Source organism: Candidatus Sodalis sp. SoCistrobi, from assembly GCF_900143145.1.
In the GTDB taxonomy this organism is placed as follows: domain Bacteria; phylum Pseudomonadota; class Gammaproteobacteria; order Enterobacterales; family Enterobacteriaceae; genus SoCistrobi.
Genome location: NZ_FRDB01000001.1, coordinates 41,287 through 57,932 on the forward strand (window position 1 = coordinate 41,287; position 16,646 = coordinate 57,932).

The 16,646-nt window shown below is 59.7% G+C and carries 10 protein-coding genes and 4 pseudogenes; 4 read left to right on the plus strand and 10 right to left on the minus strand.

Annotation, left to right across the window (positions count from 1 at the left end; all coding sequences use genetic code 11):
* Positions 1-39: 39 nt before the first annotated feature.
* The 6 genes from apaH to lptD all read right to left on the minus strand — a co-directional run bounded on the left by apaH (position 40) and on the right by lptD (position 6,802).
* On the minus strand, positions 40-888 hold the full coding sequence (gene apaH, locus CINSTRO3249_RS00175; protein WP_074011660.1) for a bis(5'-nucleosyl)-tetraphosphatase (symmetrical) ApaH: 849 nt from the start codon (positions 886-888) through the stop codon (positions 40-42).
* A 2-nt stretch (positions 889-890) separates the two neighbouring features.
* Positions 891-1,268: a Co2+/Mg2+ efflux protein ApaG gene (apaG, locus tag CINSTRO3249_RS00180; protein WP_074011661.1), complete on the minus strand. Its 378-nt coding sequence runs from the start codon at positions 1,266-1,268 to the stop codon at positions 891-893.
* A 13-nt stretch (positions 1,269-1,281) separates the two neighbouring features.
* Positions 1,282-2,100 carry a 16S rRNA (adenine(1518)-N(6)/adenine(1519)-N(6))-dimethyltransferase RsmA gene (gene rsmA / locus CINSTRO3249_RS00185; RefSeq protein WP_074011662.1) on the minus strand — a complete coding sequence of 273 codons (819 nt, stop codon included), beginning with the start codon at positions 2,098-2,100 and terminating at the stop codon, positions 1,282-1,284.
* A complete protein-coding gene (pdxA, locus tag CINSTRO3249_RS00190; RefSeq protein ID WP_074011663.1) occupies positions 2,093-3,085 on the minus strand; it encodes a 4-hydroxythreonine-4-phosphate dehydrogenase PdxA in 993 nt (330 codons plus the stop codon). The genes rsmA and pdxA overlap by 8 nt, the downstream gene beginning before the upstream one ends.
* Positions 3,075-4,370, minus strand: a complete 1,296-nt coding sequence (gene surA / locus CINSTRO3249_RS00195; RefSeq protein ID WP_074011664.1) for a peptidylprolyl isomerase SurA — start codon at positions 4,368-4,370, stop codon at positions 3,075-3,077. The genes pdxA and surA overlap by 11 nt, the downstream gene beginning before the upstream one ends.
* Positions 4,371-4,435: 65 nt before the next feature.
* Positions 4,436-6,802 (minus strand): LPS assembly protein LptD, encoded by a 2,367-nt coding sequence (gene lptD, locus CINSTRO3249_RS00200; RefSeq protein WP_074011665.1) that lies wholly within the window; start codon positions 6,800-6,802, stop codon positions 4,436-4,438.
* Positions 6,803-6,985: 183 nt separating this feature from the next.
* On the opposite strand from lptD, the pseudogene djlA reads away from it, so the two are divergent.
* Positions 6,986-7,740, plus strand: a pseudogene (djlA, locus tag CINSTRO3249_RS00205) (co-chaperone DjlA).
* Between the two features lie 50 nt (positions 7,741-7,790).
* On the opposite strand, the gene rluA reads toward djlA, so the two are convergent.
* From rluA to CINSTRO3249_RS00220, 3 genes and pseudogenes are all read right to left on the minus strand, one after another.
* A complete protein-coding gene (rluA, locus tag CINSTRO3249_RS00210; RefSeq protein WP_074011666.1) occupies positions 7,791-8,444 on the minus strand; it encodes a bifunctional tRNA pseudouridine(32) synthase/23S rRNA pseudouridine(746) synthase RluA in 654 nt (217 codons plus the stop codon).
* Positions 8,445-8,493: 49 nt separating this feature from the next.
* Positions 8,494-11,378: pseudogene (gene rapA, locus CINSTRO3249_RS00215) on the minus strand (RNA polymerase-associated protein RapA).
* Between the two features lie 176 nt (positions 11,379-11,554).
* Positions 11,555-13,915: pseudogene (locus CINSTRO3249_RS00220) on the minus strand (DNA polymerase II).
* A gap of 215 nt (positions 13,916-14,130) precedes the next feature.
* Here CINSTRO3249_RS00220 and CINSTRO3249_RS00225 point away from each other — a divergent pair.
* On the plus strand, positions 14,131-14,898 hold the full coding sequence (locus CINSTRO3249_RS00225) for a DedA family protein (protein ID WP_074011667.1): 768 nt from the start codon (positions 14,131-14,133) through the stop codon (positions 14,896-14,898).
* Positions 14,899-15,168: 270 nt separating this feature from the next.
* Here CINSTRO3249_RS00225 and CINSTRO3249_RS00230 read toward each other — a convergent pair whose 3' ends face one another.
* On the minus strand, positions 15,169-15,972 hold the full coding sequence (locus tag CINSTRO3249_RS00230; protein WP_074011668.1) for an enolase C-terminal domain-like protein: 804 nt from the start codon (positions 15,970-15,972) through the stop codon (positions 15,169-15,171).
* Between CINSTRO3249_RS00230 and CINSTRO3249_RS17055 the strand changes: the two genes are divergently transcribed.
* Positions 15,944-16,174, plus strand: coding sequence for a hypothetical protein (locus CINSTRO3249_RS17055; protein WP_174249706.1), 231 nt, complete (start codon positions 15,944-15,946; stop codon positions 16,172-16,174). The two genes, CINSTRO3249_RS00230 and CINSTRO3249_RS17055, sit on opposite strands and share 29 nt — an antisense overlap.
* A 142-nt stretch (positions 16,175-16,316) precedes the next feature.
* Positions 16,317-16,520 (plus strand): annotated as a pseudogene (locus CINSTRO3249_RS00235) (transposase); the annotation flags it as partial.
* Positions 16,521-16,646: the final 126 nt, after the last annotated feature.

The window sequence follows — 16,646 nt, forward strand, 5'->3', positions numbered from 1 at the left end:
TTGCCGACCATCAGACCGCCGGGCTGGGGGGCGTTGACCTCAGGCGCTGATGGGGTTTTCGACGCCGGTTTCGTTCTGACGGTTAGAGGGGACGCGGGTAAACGTCTTGTCTTCCCAACGCAGCAGGGTCAATTCGCCGCCCCAACAGCAGCCGGTGTCAAGCCCGTAGATGTGCGCCGGCGTTCCCTGGCCCATCAGCGAGGCCCAATGACCGAAAACAACGCTATAGCGCTCAGACACCGGCCCCGGTAGCGCGAACCATGGCCGCAGCGGCGCCGGCGCTTTTTCCGGCGTGTCCTTGCAGTTCATTTCCAGCTGACCGTTGGGGAAGCAGTAGCGCATGCGGGTAAAGACATTGGTGCTGAACCGCAGGCGCGCCAGGCCGCTTAGCTCAGGGCTCCAGTTGTTCGGCATATCGCCGTACATGGCGTCGAGGAACAGCGGATAGCTGTCGCTTTTGAGCACCGCTTCCACCTCCCGGGCGCACTGGCGCGCCGTGGCGAGATCCCACTGCGGCGTGATGCCGGCGTGGGCCATGACCAGTTTTTTCTCTTCATCCACCTGCAGCACCGGCTGACGGCGCAGCCAGTTGATTAATTCGTCGGCGTCCGGCGCTTCCAGCAGCGGCGTGATGCGATCTTTCGGCTTATTGCGGCTGATGCCGGCATACACCGCCAAAAGATGGAGATCGTGATTGCCCAGCACCAACCGTACGCTGTCGCCCAGACTGCGCACCAGACGCAGTACCTCCAGCGAACCAGGCCCGCGCGCGACCAGATCGCCGGTCAGCCACAGCGTATCCACCGCCGGATCGAACCGGACCTGCGCCAATATGATTTTCAGCTCATCGTAGCAGCCGTGAATATCACCAATTAAATAAGTCGACATAGTTAATTTATAAGAGAAGGAATCGCCAGGCGGAAGACGGGAATGGCAACGTGAAATCCCTGTCCTTGATCATCGACCATTTCGTAATGGCCCTGCATGGTGCCGAGCGGGGTTTCCAGCACCGCACCGCTGGTGTATTGAAACTCGCCACCGGGCAAAATGCGTGGCTTTTCACCGACCACGCCCTCGCCCTGCACCTCAGTCTCCTGACCGTTGGCGTTGGTGATCAACCAGTAACGTCCTATCAGCTGCACAGGGTGCCGACCCAAATTGCGCAGCGTAATGGTATAGGCGAAGACGTAACGATCACTTTCCGGCTGAGACTGCGTCTCGATGTACATGCTCTGAACCTGAACACAGACACGGGGCGAGTTAATCATCAAAGCACTCCTGTTAGTCTTGTGAAACGGGGCGCTCCGCCAGCACGTTGGCTAAACGGCAATAATGCTCAACGCTCACATTTTCCGCGCGCAGCGTTGCGTCGATACCCTGTTCCGCCAGCTGTTGCGCGCTAAAAAGATTACCCAGGCTATTACGCAACGTTTTGCGGCGCTGGTTGAACGCCAGGCTGGTCAAGGTGGCGAGTTTGCTCAGATCCTTCACCGGGAACGGCAGCGTGGCATAGGGTACCAGCCGCACTACCGCCGAATCCACTTTCGGCGCCGGCCGGAATGAGGCCGGCGGCACTTCCAGCACCGGGATTATCTGGCAGTAATACTGGGCCATGACGCTTAACCGGCCGTAGGCCTTGCTGTTCGGGCCGGCCACCAGTCGGTTGACCACCTCTTTTTGCAGCATAAAGTGCATGTCGCGAATGGCATGAGTATAGCTGAAAAGATGGAACATAAGCGGCGTGGAAATATTGTAAGGCAGGTTGCCAAAGACCCGCAGCGGCTGGCCCCGCGCGGCGGACAGCGCGGCAAAATCGACCGTCATGGCGTCCTGCTGCACAATGTTCAGCTTGGACTGCAAAAAAGGATGGCTGGCCAGACGGGCGGCCAGATCGCGGTCGAGCTCGATAACGGTCATCTCATCGACGCGCTCCGCCACCGGCTCGGTCAGGGCGCCGAGGCCGGGCCCGATTTCCACTATTGCCTGGCCGGGCTGCGGATAAATGGCGGCAACAATAGCATCAATGATTGAGCTGTCGTGGAGAAAGTTCTGGCCGAAACGCTTGCGTGCCAGATGCCCCTGATGTACGCGGTTATTCATTACGATGTTTTATCATGTCGATGGCGAGATTAAGCGCCGTTTTGATACTGCCGGCCTCCGCCTGACCCGAACCGGCCAGCTCCAGCGCGGTGCCGTGATCGACGGAGGTACGAATGAAGGGGAGCCCCAGCGTGATATTGACCGCCCGGCCGAATCCCTGATACTTCAGCACCGGCAGACCCTGATCGTGATACATCGCCAGCACCGCGTCCGCCTGCTGCAAATATTTCGGTTGAAACAAGGTATCGGCGGGCAGCGGACCGATGAGATTATAACCTCTGGCGCGCAGCGTATCCAGGGCTGGCGTTATCACCTCGATTTCCTCCCGACCCATATGGCCGCCTTCGCCGGCGTGTGGGTTCAGCCCGCAGACGTAAATGCACGGCTGCGCGATGCCGAATTGCTGCTGCAGGTCGTGGACCAGAATCGTTATGACTTCATCGAGGGACTGGCGGGTGATGGCGCCCGGGACCGCCAGCAGCGGCAAATGGGTGGTCGCCAGCGCGACGCGCAGCGACTCGGTAGCCAGCATCATCACGACCCGATCGCGGCCGCTGCGTTCGGCAAAATATTCCGTATGACCGCTGAACGGCAGGCCACCGTCGTTGATGATGCCCTTATGCACCGGACCGGTAAGCAACGCCGCGAACTCGCCGTTGAGACAGCCGTCGCAGGCGCGGGCTAGCGTCGCGACCACATAATGACTGTTGGCGACGTTGAGCTCACCGGCGACAACCGGCGCCGGCGCCTCAACGGCCAACACCGTCAGTTCGCCGGCCGGCCGGGGGGTGGCCGGTTGTTCAGGCCGAAAGGGGTGCAGCCGCAGCGGCAGGCCGAGCTGTTGCGCCCGTGCCGTCAATAGCGCGGGATCGGCGCAAATCACCAGTTCAACCGGCCACGCCTGCTGGGCCAGCGCGGCAATAAGATCGGGGCCAATCCCGGCGGGTTCGCCGGGGGTAATAACAATGCGTTGATTATTGCCCATTGCTATCGAGGATTTTCACGTAAGCGGACGCGCGCTGCTCCTGCATCCAGGTCTGCGCCTCTTCGGCGAACTTGCGGTTAAACAGCAGTCGGTAGGCGCGATCTTTCTGCGCGGCATCGGTGCGGTCCACCTGGCGGGTGTCGATAAGCTGAATCAGATGCCAGCCAAAGGAGGAGTGCACCGGCGTACTGATTTCCCCTTTCTTCAGGTGCATCAGCGCGTCGCGGAACGCCGGATCGAACGCATCGGCGGAGCTCCAGCCCAGATCGCCGCCCTGATTTGCCGAGCCCGGATCTTCGGAAAGCTGTTTGGCGGCGGCGGCAAAGCTGATGCGCCCGCTCTTGATTTGCGCCGCGATATCTTCAAGCTTGGCGCGGGCCTGTTGGTCGGTCATCACCACCGAGGTGCGCAGCAGAATATGGCGCGCATGCACTTCGGTGACCGCCACTTTCTGATCGCCGCCGCGGATGTCGTTGACTTTCAGGATATGGAAGCCGACGCCGGAACGAATCGGGCCGACAATGCTGCCCTTCTGAGCACCCTGCAGGCGCGCCGCGAACAGCGACGGTAACTCTTCCAGTTTCCCCCAGCCCATCTGGCCGCCTTTCAGCGCCTGGGCGTCAGCGGAGTAAGTGATAGCCAACTTGCCGAAGTCCGCGCCGCTTTTGCTCTGCTCGACGATAGAGGTGGCCAGCGCTTCCGCTTTATCCAACTGATCCTGCGTCGGGTTCTCCGGCAGCGGAATGAGGATGTGGCTGAGATTGAATTCGGCGCCGTTGCCGGTTTGGGCGGCGATCTGTTGCGCCAGCGACTCGACTTCCTGCGGCAAAATGGTGACGCGGCGGCGGACTTCGCCGTTACGCACTTCGGCTATCAGCATCTCTTTGCGGATTTGCGCGCGGTAGGTGTTGTAGTCCATGCCGTCATAGGCCAGGCGGCTGCGCAACTGATCGAGAGTCATATGGTTCTGGCCGGCGATATTGCCGATAGCCTGATCCAGTTGCTCGTCGCTGATGGTGATATTGGCGCGCTGGGCCAGCTGCAGAATAATGTTGTCCATAATCAGCCGATCGAGGATCTGGCGGCGTAGCGTCGCGTCGTCCGGCAGCTGTTGATTGGCTTCCTGCGCGCCGTGTTTCACCGTGGACAGCATATTGTCCACTTCGCTTTCCAGGACGACGCCGTTGTCCACTACGGCAGCAACTTTATCCACAACCTGCGGCGCGGCGAGCGCGCCGTTGGCGCACAGGGCGAGGCCAAGGATAAACGTTCTCCAGTTTTTCATAACTTTTCCATATATATCAGCCGCATACGCGGATTAAGTTCAATGTTTGCGTCGAGACTGCAGCCTTAGAACGCCCGCTGATAGGGCAGTATGCCGGAGGCCAGCATCTTGTCCGTACCCAGGCCATAATTGCTGCTCAAACCGCGCAGTTCAATGTTAAACGACACTTTGTTGTCGTACTGGCTGGAGCTGTCGGTGTTGTTCCAGCCGGTAATCTTCCGCTCGTAGCCCACATTGATAGCCCAGCAGCAGGTGTTGTATTGCAGGCCGACCAGTTGGTCCGCCGGCTGATTCGCCTTGGTATCGTAATAATACGCCCCAACCAGCGACCAGCGGTCCACCAGCGGCCAACTGCCGGTTATCCCCACCTGCGAAATGCCCTGCTGATAGCCGGGATGGCTGATGTCGGACAGCATCTGCTCAATATATTGCGGGCTGGCGTAACGGTAATTCAGCTGCAGGATGCGGTTTTCGTCGCGCCGATACTCCAGCACTGCATCGCCCAACGCAACGCTGTTTAGCCGGGAGTCATACTGCAGGCCGCCACGGACCCCCCACTGATCGCTGACGCGCCAGTAGCTATCCCCCGCCCATACCACGCTGCCGGTATTATCATAATTATCCCAGGTGCCGGTAATATCACCGGTACGGGGCCGCGAGAAGTAGTAGATTTGACCCACGGAAGCGTTAAATCGTTCCACGCGCTGATCGTCATAAATTCGGGTTGTCACGCCGCCCGCCAATTGATTGGCGGAGGAGATGCGGTCCAGGCCGCTGTAAGTGCGATCGCGGAACAAACCGGAGTAGTCGGTTTGCAGGATGGTGGAGTCATAGACGCCGATATCGTTCTGGTTGCGATAGGGCACATACAGGTATTGCAGGCGCGGTTCCAGGGTCTGCGTGTAGTCCGGCGCATAATCCATATCGCGCTCGAACACCATCTTGCCGTCGGTTTTGAACTGCGGCAACACGCGGTTTACCGATCCTTTCAAATGACGGCCGGTGCTGGTGTTGTCGTTGTAGTCGTCGATATTTTCCTGCTGATAATGCGTGGCCATCAGCTTGGCTTCGGTATTTAAGCTACCCCAGCGGTTGGCCAGCGGCAGGTTGAGCGTGGGCTCAATGTGCAACCGGGTCGCTTCAGGGTAACTGTTGTTGACGTTGGTGAATTTGGCCGCCTGGCTGAAGACTTTAAAATCAAACGGACCCACGTCGTTTTTATAGTAGGTCACATCCAGCTGAGGCGCGGCGCGGTAAGCGTCGCTGCTGTTGGTGTCAAAGACCTGGAACTGTTTGTACGACAGGGCGGTGTCCCAGTTCTCGTCGGCATAGCCGAAACTGAATTTCTGCGTGGCGTAACCGTCGGTGGTGCTACCGTATTTGGAATCCAGATCGTCAAAGTAGTTGGAGTCGCTGACTTTGGTGTAATCGACGTTAAAACGCCACACCTGATCCATGACCCCGTTGTGGCGCCAGTAGAGCAACCAGCGATCGCTATCGCCGTCGCTGGCGTGCTCGCTGCTGTAAACCCGGTCTTTGGGCAGCCAATCGAACTCCACCAGCCCCTCGCCCGGCGTAGTCAGGTAGCGGAACTCGGTCTGGATCTGGGTACCGCGTTTACTCATGTAATTCGGCGTGATCGTGGCGTCATAATTCGGCGCCAGATTCAGGTAATAGGGCGCGCTGAACTCGAAGCCGTTGTTGCTGCCGTATTTGGCATTGGGGATAAGAAAGCCGGAACGGCGCTTGTCGCCCACCGGCATTTGCAAATACGGGCTGTAGAACACCGGCACCTTGCCGATTTTAAAGCGCGCGTTCCAAATCTCGGCGACCTGCTCCTCACGGTCGTGGATGACCTCCGACCCTACAACGCTCCAGCTGTCGTCCCCCGGCAAACACGAGGTGAAACTGCCGTTTTCCAATACCGTATAGCGGTTTTCGCCGCGCTGCTTCATGGTATCGGCGTCGCCGCGGCCTTGTCGGCCGACCATCTGGTAGTTGCCCTGATAGACATCGGTGTCTTTGGTGTTGAGATTCGACCAGGCTTTCGGCCCCTGCAACTTGATCTCGTTGCTGGAATAATTGACATTCCCGGTGGCGGTGGCGGTGGCGGTGGCGGTGGCGGTGACGGTACGCAGCGGCACGTTGTTCTGCTCCTGGCGCTGCGTGAGCTGCACTTCATCGGCGGTGAGCGTGCTGTTGCCCTGTTCAATATCCACGTTGCCGCTAAAAAGCGCATGTTCGGGATAATTCGCTGCGGCCTTGTCGGCCTGAATATGCACCGGCAGCGAATTGGCATCGCCGGTGACCAGCGGTTTGGTATAGGCCGGCACGCCGAGCAGGCATTGATCCGCCAGATCGGCCAGCGCCTGCTGACTATAAAGAGCGGACCCGATAAGGCTGGCCAGCAGTGTGGGTAAACGTTTTTTCATAAGCGTTTTTCAGGTGTTCCGTCATCCAGGGCTTATCGCGGCAAACGGTCAGAGACTATATCACTCAAAAGCGTTGCGCCAGTGTTAAATCCTGCCGTTTCGCCGCGCACCGTTAGGCTTAGCGTTAAATGACAGGTATGATAAAGCAAATTTGTACCGACGGCATGATGAATTGAGGAGTATATGCGTTATTGGGGTAAGCTGTTGGGCGTTATTTTGGCAATCTGGGCGGGCGGCGGTTTTTGGGCCGTGGTGCTGGGCCTGTTAATAGGCCATATGGTGGACAAGGCACGGGGCGCCCGCGTGACCGGTCCCGGTTATTTTTCCGATCAACAAACCCGGCAAAACGTTTTTTTCCGCACCACGTTTCAGGTAATGGGCCATTTAACCAAATCCAAAGGGCGGGTTACCGAGGCGGACATTGTCAACGCCAACAGGCTGATGACGCGGATGCAGCTTAATGATGCGCTGAAAAGCGCCGCGCAGGCAAAGATAGCGATTTTCCGCTGCGCGGCCGGCTGCGCGAGTTTCGCCAGGTCTGCTTTGGCCGTTTTGATCTTATTCGCATGTTTTTGGAAATTCAGATCCAGGCGGCTTTCGCCGATGGCTCGCTGCATCCCAACGAACGGCAGGTGCTGTATGTTATCGCTGAAGAGCTGGGCATCAGCCGTGGCCAGTTTGACCAGTTTCTCAGCATGATGGAGGGCGGCGCGCAGTTCGGCGGCCAGCAGGACGCTTATCAGGGCGGTTACCGCCAGCCGGGACGGTCGCAGGGGCCGACGATTAAGCGCGCCTACCGCAAGCTGATGAGCGAGCATCATCCCGACAAGCTGGTGGCGAAGGGCCTGCCGCCGGAGATGATGGAGATGGCCAAACAGAAGACCCAGGCGCTTCAGCAAGCCTATGATTTGCTGAAGCGGGAGAAAGGGTTTCGCTAAGCGGAGCGCTGCGCTGCGCTGGGCGGAAGTTTATCGCTGCGCCATCGCGCTTAAAAATCCGCTTCACAGTGAAAATGAATGGGCGATCCGTAGTGGGGATGGGTGATGGCCAGCGTTTGCGCGTGCAGCAAGAGCCGGGGCGCCATCGCTTTGGCATCAGGCGTGGCGTAAAACCCGTCGCCCAGAATGGGATGCCCCAGGGACTGCATATGCACCCGCAGCTGATGCGAGCGGCCGGTCAGCGGCGTCAGGCGCACCCGGGCGTTGCCGTCGGGGTCGCGGGACAGGACCTCGTAGTGAGTTAGCGCCGCTTTACCGGTGTCAAAACAGACCTTTTGCCGCGGCCGGTTAGGCCAGTCGCAAATCAGCGGCAGGTCAATGTCGCCTTCATCGCGGGCGGGATGCCCGTAAACGCGGGCAATATAAGTTTTGCGCGGCTCGCGCTCGCGAAACTGGCGTTTCAGCTCACGTTCTGCGGCTTTGGTCAGCGCCACCACCAATACGCCGCTGGTAGCCATATCCAGCCGATGCACCGATTCCGCCGGGGGGAAATCCGCCTGGATCCGCGTCATGACGCTGTCTCTATGCTCTGGCGCCCGCCCGGACACCGACAATAACCCGCTTGGCTTATTAACCGCCATGATGTGCGCATCCTGATAAAGGATGTGCAGCCAGGGCGTTTGCGGGGGATGATAAGGTTCCATACGGCTCCGGTTTTCCCGGCGGCCATGACCGCCGGGTAGGGGTTGCGGTTTATTGGTGGGTCACCACGATAAGGCGGATTGCATCCAGACGCCAATTGGCCTCATCGAGGTGCCGGAGCACCTGACGGCGGTTTTCCGCCACCGCCTCTAGCTCGTCGTCGCGAATAGCCGGGTTGACCGCCCGCAGCGCCTGCAACCGGCTCAGCTCTGCGCTGAGATGACTATCCGCCTGCGCCCGCGCCTGTTCGGCGACCAGGGGCTCGCCGTGCGTGAGCATCCCATGCACCTCCGGCTGCACCGCGCTGACCAGTTTGCTGGCGGTATGGCGCTTCACGGCATTCAATTGCCGGTTAAATTGCTCAAACTCCACCTGCGGCGCCAGATTGGTACCGTTTTTATCCAGCAGCAGGCGCAGCGGAGTCGCAGGCAGAAAGCGATTAAGCTGCAAATTGCGCGGGGCCTGAGACTCCACCACGTAAATCAGCTCCAACAACAGGGTGCCGACCGGCAAGGCTTTGTTTTTCAGCAACGACAGCGCGCTGTTGCCGCTTTCGCTCGACAGCACCAAATCGAGGCCGTTACGAATGATCGGATGTTCCCAACTGATAAACTGCGTCTCTTCGCGCGCCAGCGCCTGATCGCGATTAAAGGTAATGGTACAGCCCTCTTCCGGCACGCCGGGGAAATCAGGCACCAGCATATGATCCGACGGTTTGAGCACCAGAAGATTGTCGCTGCGGTCTTCCTGACTTATGCCGATGATATCGAACAGATTGAGGGCAAAATTCACCAGTTGGCTGTCGTTATCCTGCGCGGCGATGGTCTGCGCCAGAACGCGCGCCGGCTCGCCACCGTTGGAATGCAGCTCAAGCAAGCGGTCGCGGCCCTGCTCCATTTGCGCCTTCAGCGCATCGTGACGCGCGCGGCAATCGTGGATAAACGCCGTCAGGCCGGTCAGCGCGCCCGGCTCCGCCAGATAGCCTTGCAAGGTCTGGTACGCCTCGTCATACAGCGCGCGGCCGGTGGGACAGGTATGCTCGAAGGCATCCAGCCCTTCATGGTACCAGCGCAGTAGCACCGCCTGCGCCGATTGCTCCAGATAAGGAACATGGATCTGGAATCCCGGCTCTGGCCGATGCGGTCCAGACGACCAATACGTTGCTCAAGCAGATCCGGATTAAACGGCAGGTCGAACATCACCATCTGGCTGGCGAACTGGAAGTTGCGGCCTTCGGAACCGATTTCCGAACACAAAAGGACCTGGGCGCCGTCTTCCGTGGAGGCGAAATACGCCGCGGCGCGATCGCGATCCACCAGCGATAACCCTTCATGAAACACTGCGGCACGGATGCCTTCCCGTTCGCGTAACACCTGCTTCAATTGCAGCGCCGTGCCGGCATGGGCGCAGATCACCAGCACTTTCTCCTGCCGCTGGTCGAGCAGGAAGTCTACCAGCCACTGCACACGCGGGTCGAAATTCCACCAGCTTGCATTTTGCCCCTCAAACTGTTGAAAGATCTGCTCCGGGTAGAGCATATGACGCGCGCGCTCATCCAGCCCCTGCTTGCCGCCCATGATGCCGGCCACTTTGAAGGCTGTCTGGTATTGCGCCGGCAGCGGCAGGGCGCAGGCGTGCAGCCGGCGCGCCGGAAAGCCTTTCACGCCTTGGCGGGTATTGCGGAACATGACTCGGCTGGTGCCGTGGCTGTCCATCAACATGGCCGTGAGCCGGCGGCGCGCGTCCTCGGCGGCCGCCCCCTGCTCATTGACGCGGGCCATCAGCGCATCGGCATTTTGCCCGCCGAGCATTTCAGCCAGCAGCGCCATGGCCGCGGCATCCAGCGGCTCGTCGTTGAGCAGCAGCGCCACGGTATCGGCCACCGGGCGGTAGCGCTGCTGTTCCTCGACAAACGCCTGATAGTCATGAAAGCGGTCCGGGTCCAGCAGACGCAGACGGGCAAAATGGCTTTGCATGCCCAATTGCTCCGGCGTGGCGGTCAGCAGCAGCACGCCGGGGATATGTTGCGCCAATTGTTCCACCACTTGATATTCGCAGCTGGGGGCGGTGTCGCTCCAGGCCAGATGGTGGGCTTCATCCACCACCAGCATGTCCCACTCCGCTTCGGTCAAGTGCGTCAGCCGTTCTTTGTTGCGCCGCACGAAATCCAGCGAACATAGCACCAATTGTTCGGTTTCAAACGGGTTGTCGCTGTCCAGCAGGGACTGGCTGTAGCGCTCATCGTCGAAGATGGAAAAATGCAGATTGAAGCGGCGCAGCATTTCCACCAGCCATTGATGCAGCAGCGATTCAGGCACCACGATCAGCACCCGCTCCGCGCGGCCGGTCAGCAACTGCTGATGGATTATCATGCCGGCTTCGATGGTTTTACCCAGCCCCACCTCATCCGCCAGCAGGACGCGCGGGGCGTGGCGCCGGCCCACTTCGGCGGCGATATGCAACTGATGGGGAATCAGGCTGGCGCGGATGCCGCGCAGGCCGTTCCACGACGCGCGAAACTGCTCGCTGTAAATTTTACGTGCGCGGTAGCGCAGTGCGAAACGGTCCATGCGGTCGATCTGGCCGGCAAACAGGCGATCCTGCGGTTTGCTGAAGGTCAGTTTGCTATCGAGCAACACTTCGCGCAGCGCACAGCCGGTTTCGCCGTTATCCAGACGCGTCCCGAAGTAGGTCAGCAGGCCCTCTGTTTCCTCGACGGTGTCGATTAAAAGCTGCCAGCCTTCGTGGCTGGTAACGGTATCACCGGGATTGAACATCACCCGGGTAATCGGGGCGTCGCTACGTGCGTAGAGGCGGTTTTCACCGCTGGCGGAAAACAACAGGGTCACCATCCGTGCGTCCTGGGCAACGACGGTACCCAGTCCCAGCTCGTTTTCAGTATCGCTTATCCAGCGTTGACCTAGCGTAAAAGGCATAAATTCTCGGCTCAGTGTTGTATTGGGCTAAATTACCGGCAATAGCGCGGCTGGCCGTGGCAGGCGTAAGCCTGAAGTTACACGGCATGAAACGGGGTCAGAGGTTAACATTACGCGTTGAGGGCGCTATGGTAATAGATGGCGACGGCGACGTCACCTGCCAATCGCCCCGCCAGTCAAAACAATCCCATTTGACCCGATACAAGAGTAGCAAAATCATCCTGCATAAAAGGCAGGATCGCGTCCGCCACCGGCTGCAACTGCTTGCTGAGATAATGATCATAATCCGGCGGGTTCTGGCGGCATTCCAGCGGCTCGGGGCCGGCGGTGGTCATGACATAGCTAATCCAACCGCCGTTTTGATACTGCTGCGGGCGTTGCTGGCGCTGATTATAATCATCGGCGATGCGCGCCGCGCGGGCCTGGGGCGGGATGTTGCGCTCGTATTCGCCGAGTTTGCGCCGCAGCCGCTTGCGATAAATCAGCCTGTCGTCGAAGCTGCCATCGAGCGTTTGGCGCACGTAATCGCGCACGAAAGACTGATACGGCTGGCGGCGAAAAATGCGCTCATAGAGCTGCTGCTGAAATTGCTGAGCCAGCGGCGTCCAGTCGCTGCGAACCGTTTCCAGCCCTTTAAACACCATGCGATCCCCTTGCTCGTCCTGCACCAGCCCGGCATAGCGTTTTTTACTGCCCAGCTCCGCGCCGCGGATGGTCGGCATCAAAAACCGGCTGAAATGCGTCTCGAATTCCAATTCCAGGGCGCTGTCGAGATCCCATTGTTGGCGCAGATGGTCCCGCCACCAGCCGTTGATTTTGCTCACCAGCGCCTGACCGATGGCCACCGCGTCGTCCTGTGCAAAGGGGCGTTTGAGCCAGACGAAAGTGGAGTCGGTATCGCCGTAAATGACCGGATAACCCTCCGCCTCGATAAGCTCCCGCGTCTGGTGCATGATGGCGTGGCCGCGCAGGGTAATGGAGGAGGCCAGACGGTTTGTCGAAAAACCGGCAGCCGGGCGCGCCCAACACACCATAAAAAGCGTTCATGATGATTTTCATCGCCTGGGACAGCGGCGCGTTATGGTCGCGTTTGGCGCGCTCCCGACCCTGCCAGAGTTGGTCGACGATGGCCGGCAGGCAGTGATGCCGGCGCGAAAAGCGCGCACCGGCGAAACCCGCCAGCGTGTCGGGGCCTTCACCCGCCGCCAGCCCTTCAATCAACCCGACCGGGTCTATCAAAAACGTGCGGATGATAGAGGGGTAAAGGCTTTTGTAGTCCAGCACCAGCACCGAATCGTACAGCCCGGGACGGGAGTCCATGACATAACCGCCGGGGCTGGCCTGCGGCGCCACGTCGCCGAGGTTGGGCGCGACATAACCGGCGCGGTGCATGCGCGGCATATACAGCCAGCTGAACGCCGCCACCGATCCGCCGCAAGTCCGGTGACCGTCGCCCGCTCCAGCAGGAACGCCAGCAGCCCGGTGTGCTCGAAAATGCGCGTCACCAGCTCGCAGTCTGTCAGATTATAATGCGCCAGACCCGGCGGATCTTCGCGATACAGACGATCGATTTCATCCATGCGATCGTAGGGGGTGGCGATAGCTTTGCCCTCCCCGAGCAGCGTCCGCGCCACATGCTCCAGGCTAAAGGAAGAAAATTGCCAAAAGGCGGACTTCAAACCGTCAATGCCGTCGATAATCAGACGGCCCGCGGCCGCAGCGTAAAAATACCCTTGCTTGAAACCGTGTTCACGCCATTCCAGCGCCTCGCCGCCGCGGCCGAGGCGTAGCGGCAAGCCGTAGCGTTCGGCGTGCTTTTGCAGCATGCGCAAATCGAACTGCACCAGATTCCAGCCGATAATGGCGTCGGGATCGTGGCGGGCGAACCAGGCGTTCAGCCGTTCGATAAGGCCTTTGCGGCTGGGGACATATTCCAGTTGCATCTCCGGCCGTGTCGCGGGAGGGCCGCCCGGCTCCCCCAACATATAAACCTGATGCTGGCCGCAGCCGTGCAGGCCGATACAATAGAGCTCGCCGAAGCGGTTGGTTTCGATATCCAGCGACACCAGCGACAGGGAGGGGCGGTAATCCGGCGCGGGCTTCAGCCGCGCGTCCCGCACCTGACCGTCGGCACCGATTGTCCCATCGAACAAAACCGGTGCGGTGATGAATCGTTCCATCAAGTAGCGCTCCGGCGGGCGGATATCGGCTTCGTACAGCGGAATGCCGGCGTCGGCGAGGAGTTTCTCCGCCCGCGCCAGCGTCCGGTAATGGCGGCAATAAAGGCCGTCGACCGGCCGGCGCTGGAAATCGAGCAGCGCCAGCGGCCGCAGCTGCACGTCTTCGCCGGCCAGCAGCGTGCGGACGCGATCGCTAAACATCGTCGGAACAAAAGCCACCGCCTCCTGAGGCGGCAGGCTGACCTTTTGCGCGCCCTGATCCGTCGCCAGCCAAAGATCGATGGCGCTGCCGGCGGGGGTATCCCGCCAGTGGCGAGTGAGAATAAACCCCTGCTGCGGCAGGGACGGTGCGGACATAACCTCAGGCTATCCTATAAACGTGGTGAAGGGCGCCGGGCGAAAGGGCATCGCGCTTGCGGCACCGGCATCAGGTAAAGTATGAGTATTTATACAGTCCTTGTCCAGTTCGCTGCGGGGAGGGGGCTTTTTGCCAAATCCGTATACAATTGAGTGTTTGACGTGCCGGCGTCCGACATTGACAATCCGCGGCGGGTTTATCACGAAGAGGGGTTATGGAAGCCTTTTTTGAACACTGGATTACGCAATCCTTGGCTTTCTCACTGTTGGCGGTCACGCTGGTGGCGTTTCTTGAATCGCTGGCGCTGGTGGGGCTGCTGCTGCCGGGCACGGTGATGATGGCGACGCTCGGGGCGTTGATTGGCAGCGGGAAAATGGCGTTTTATCCCGCCTGGGGTGCCGGCATTATCGGTTGCCTTATGGGGGACTGGATCTCTTGGTATATCGGCCACGCCTTTAAAAAGCCGCTCAAGACGCTGTCGTTTTGGAAAAAACACCGATCCATGTTGACTAAAACCGAGCATGCGCTGCACCGGCATAGCATGATGACCATTCTGGTGGGCCGTTTCATCGGCCCGACCCGACCGCTGGTGCCGCTGGTGGCCGGCATGCTGGATCTCTCGCCCTATAAATTTGCCTTGCCGAACATCATCGGCTGTGTGAGCTGGCCGCCGGTGTATCTGCTGCCCGGTATTCTGGCGGGGGTGGCGATCAATATCCCGGCGGGGGAAAGTACCGGCCAGTTCCGCCTCCTGCTGTTGTGCAGCGCGCTGTTGCTCTGGCTGGCCTGCTGGCTGTTGTGGCGCTGGGGGCGCAGCGCCAGGCGAGCGCCGGATCGTCTGAGCCGCTGGCTGCCCGCCGCGCGGCTGCGCTGGCTGGCGCCGCTGCTGGCGCTGGCGGCCGTGGCGGCCATCGTTCTGCTGGTGCGCCATCCGCTGATGCCGCTGTACGCCGGCCTGCTGTGGCATGTGCTGCGGTTTTAAGCTGAATCAGACGACCGCGGCGCGCCTGGCCGAGAGGGCCTAACGCGTTGCCGGGTCCCCCCGACCGTGTTTTCACCAAGCGTGCGGCGGGCTGACGCCGGGTCGGGTGTTTTCCCTAGCCTGTAGCGGGCTGACGCCGGGTCGGGTGTTTTCCCCAGCCTGTAGCGGGCCGACGCCGGGCCGGTGTTTTTCCCCAGCCTGTAGCAAGCTGGCGCCGTGCCGGGCGTTTTTCCCCAATGCGCTGACCAGGGAAGCCGGGCCGGCAGGGGGTCAGCCATGGCGTTTAATCGTTTGGCTGGTGAGTGCATACTTGTCAATTAGCGCTCTGTCCAAGGCCACGCCGAGGCCGGGACGTTGCGAAATAGCCACTTTTCCGCGCTCGACGGCCTTGGCCCCGCCGCCAATCAGAGCCGGGAACAGCGGCGTTTCATCAAATTGCATTTCCAGCATGCCCGCGCCACCCACGGCGGCGCAGACATGGGCGCTGACGGCATCGCAAACGGGACCGGAGGGATTATGCGGGGAAAAGGTCGCCCCTTGCTGCTGGATATTGGCGGCCACCGTCATCATCTCCTCAATGCCGCCGACATATTTCGCATCGGGCATATAGACGTCATAAACGCGTTTATCCCAGAACGGGGCAAAGCTCTCCGTCCTGATGTTTTCCTCGCAGCCCGCCAGCAGGACGCGCTGTGCGTTCGCCTGCGCTTTGACCGCGACCAAATCATCCAAATCGGCGCGCGTTTCCGGCAACGGGCATTCCAGCCAGTGCAGGTGAAAGCGTTCCGTTAAGGACAATACTGCTTGCGCCGTGGGTAAATCCAGGCGCCAATGGCAATCCACCATCAGGCGGATATCCGCGCCGATGGCGTCTCTGACGCGATCAATGCGCTCTATCCCCTTTTGCAGCGCTGCGCTGGCCTCAGCCGGGGGCTGGCGACGGCAGTTGACCTCATCGAACGGCGCGATTTTGATGGCCGTGTGTCCGTAGGCGATGGCGGTGCGGGCGCTGGCGGCAAACCCCGCCTGCGAGCGGTCGAGGGTTTTGCGGTTAACGCTGCAATCCCGCGCCAATGCCGCCGAGCTTGATCTGATTCGCGAGGGCGGCGGGCGTCTGGAATGGAAAAGCGCGGCGAGAAAGGGCGAACCGCAGGAAAACGACGAAGTGCCGGTGCGGCGTTTTCTGCGCAGCAGAAAGCTTTGGGGGTTAGTGATTGCCCATATGGGCATAGGTATCTACACATCAGGGAGGAGGCTTAAGAGCAACTCTCGCTAAATGAGTAAGTTCTTCCAGACTATATTCCGATAATAATTTTAGTGTATTCAACAAGATGGATAGGCCAGCGAGCAGAGCAGGAGAGGCTGTAAAATAATCTGTGTAAATGGCATTTTTAGCAAAACCTTTAAAGGACTACAAAATGCCTATCAGCAACGATCTTATTGACCAATTGCTCCAGGATTGCCACTCCCCTCAGGACCTGTTGGGGGAATCAGGATTACTCAAGGAACTGACCAAACGACTGGCTGAACAAGTTCTTGAAGCCGAGATGGATATACATCTTGGGTATGCCAAGCACGATCCTGCTGGGAATAACTCTGGCAACTCCCGAAACGGCAAGACTGAATCACCCCGGATAAATTAGAGTCTATACTTTAAAAGTGGAGGTCTCTATGACAACGACCAAACGTTACTCTCCGGAAGTCCGTGAACGGGCAGTTAATCTAGTGCTGGAAACTCAGCATGAGCA

Bases quoted from the DNA above. Each gene is read 5' to 3' on its own strand.
- apaH (WP_074011660.1), bottom strand. From the start codon at position 888: ATGTCGACTTATTTAATTGGTGATATTCACGGCTGCTACGATGAGCTG.
- apaG (WP_074011661.1), bottom strand. From the start codon at position 1,268: ATGATTAACTCGCCCCGTGTCTGTGTTCAGGTTCAGAGCATGTACATC.
- rsmA (WP_074011662.1), bottom strand. From the start codon at position 2,100: ATGAATAACCGCGTACATCAGGGGCATCTGGCACGCAAGCGTTTCGGC.
- pdxA (WP_074011663.1), bottom strand. From the start codon at position 3,085: ATGGGCAATAATCAACGCATTGTTATTACCCCCGGCGAACCCGCCGGG.
- surA (WP_074011664.1), bottom strand. From the start codon at position 4,370: ATGAAAAACTGGAGAACGTTTATCCTTGGCCTCGCCCTGTGCGCCAAC.
- lptD (WP_074011665.1), bottom strand. From the start codon at position 6,802: ATGAAAAAACGTTTACCCACACTGCTGGCCAGCCTTATCGGGTCCGCT.
- rluA (WP_074011666.1), bottom strand. From the start codon at position 8,444: ATGGAACCTTATCATCCCCCGCAAACGCCCTGGCTGCACATCCTTTAT.
- CINSTRO3249_RS00225 (WP_074011667.1), top strand. From the start codon at position 14,131: ATGGAAGCCTTTTTTGAACACTGGATTACGCAATCCTTGGCTTTCTCA.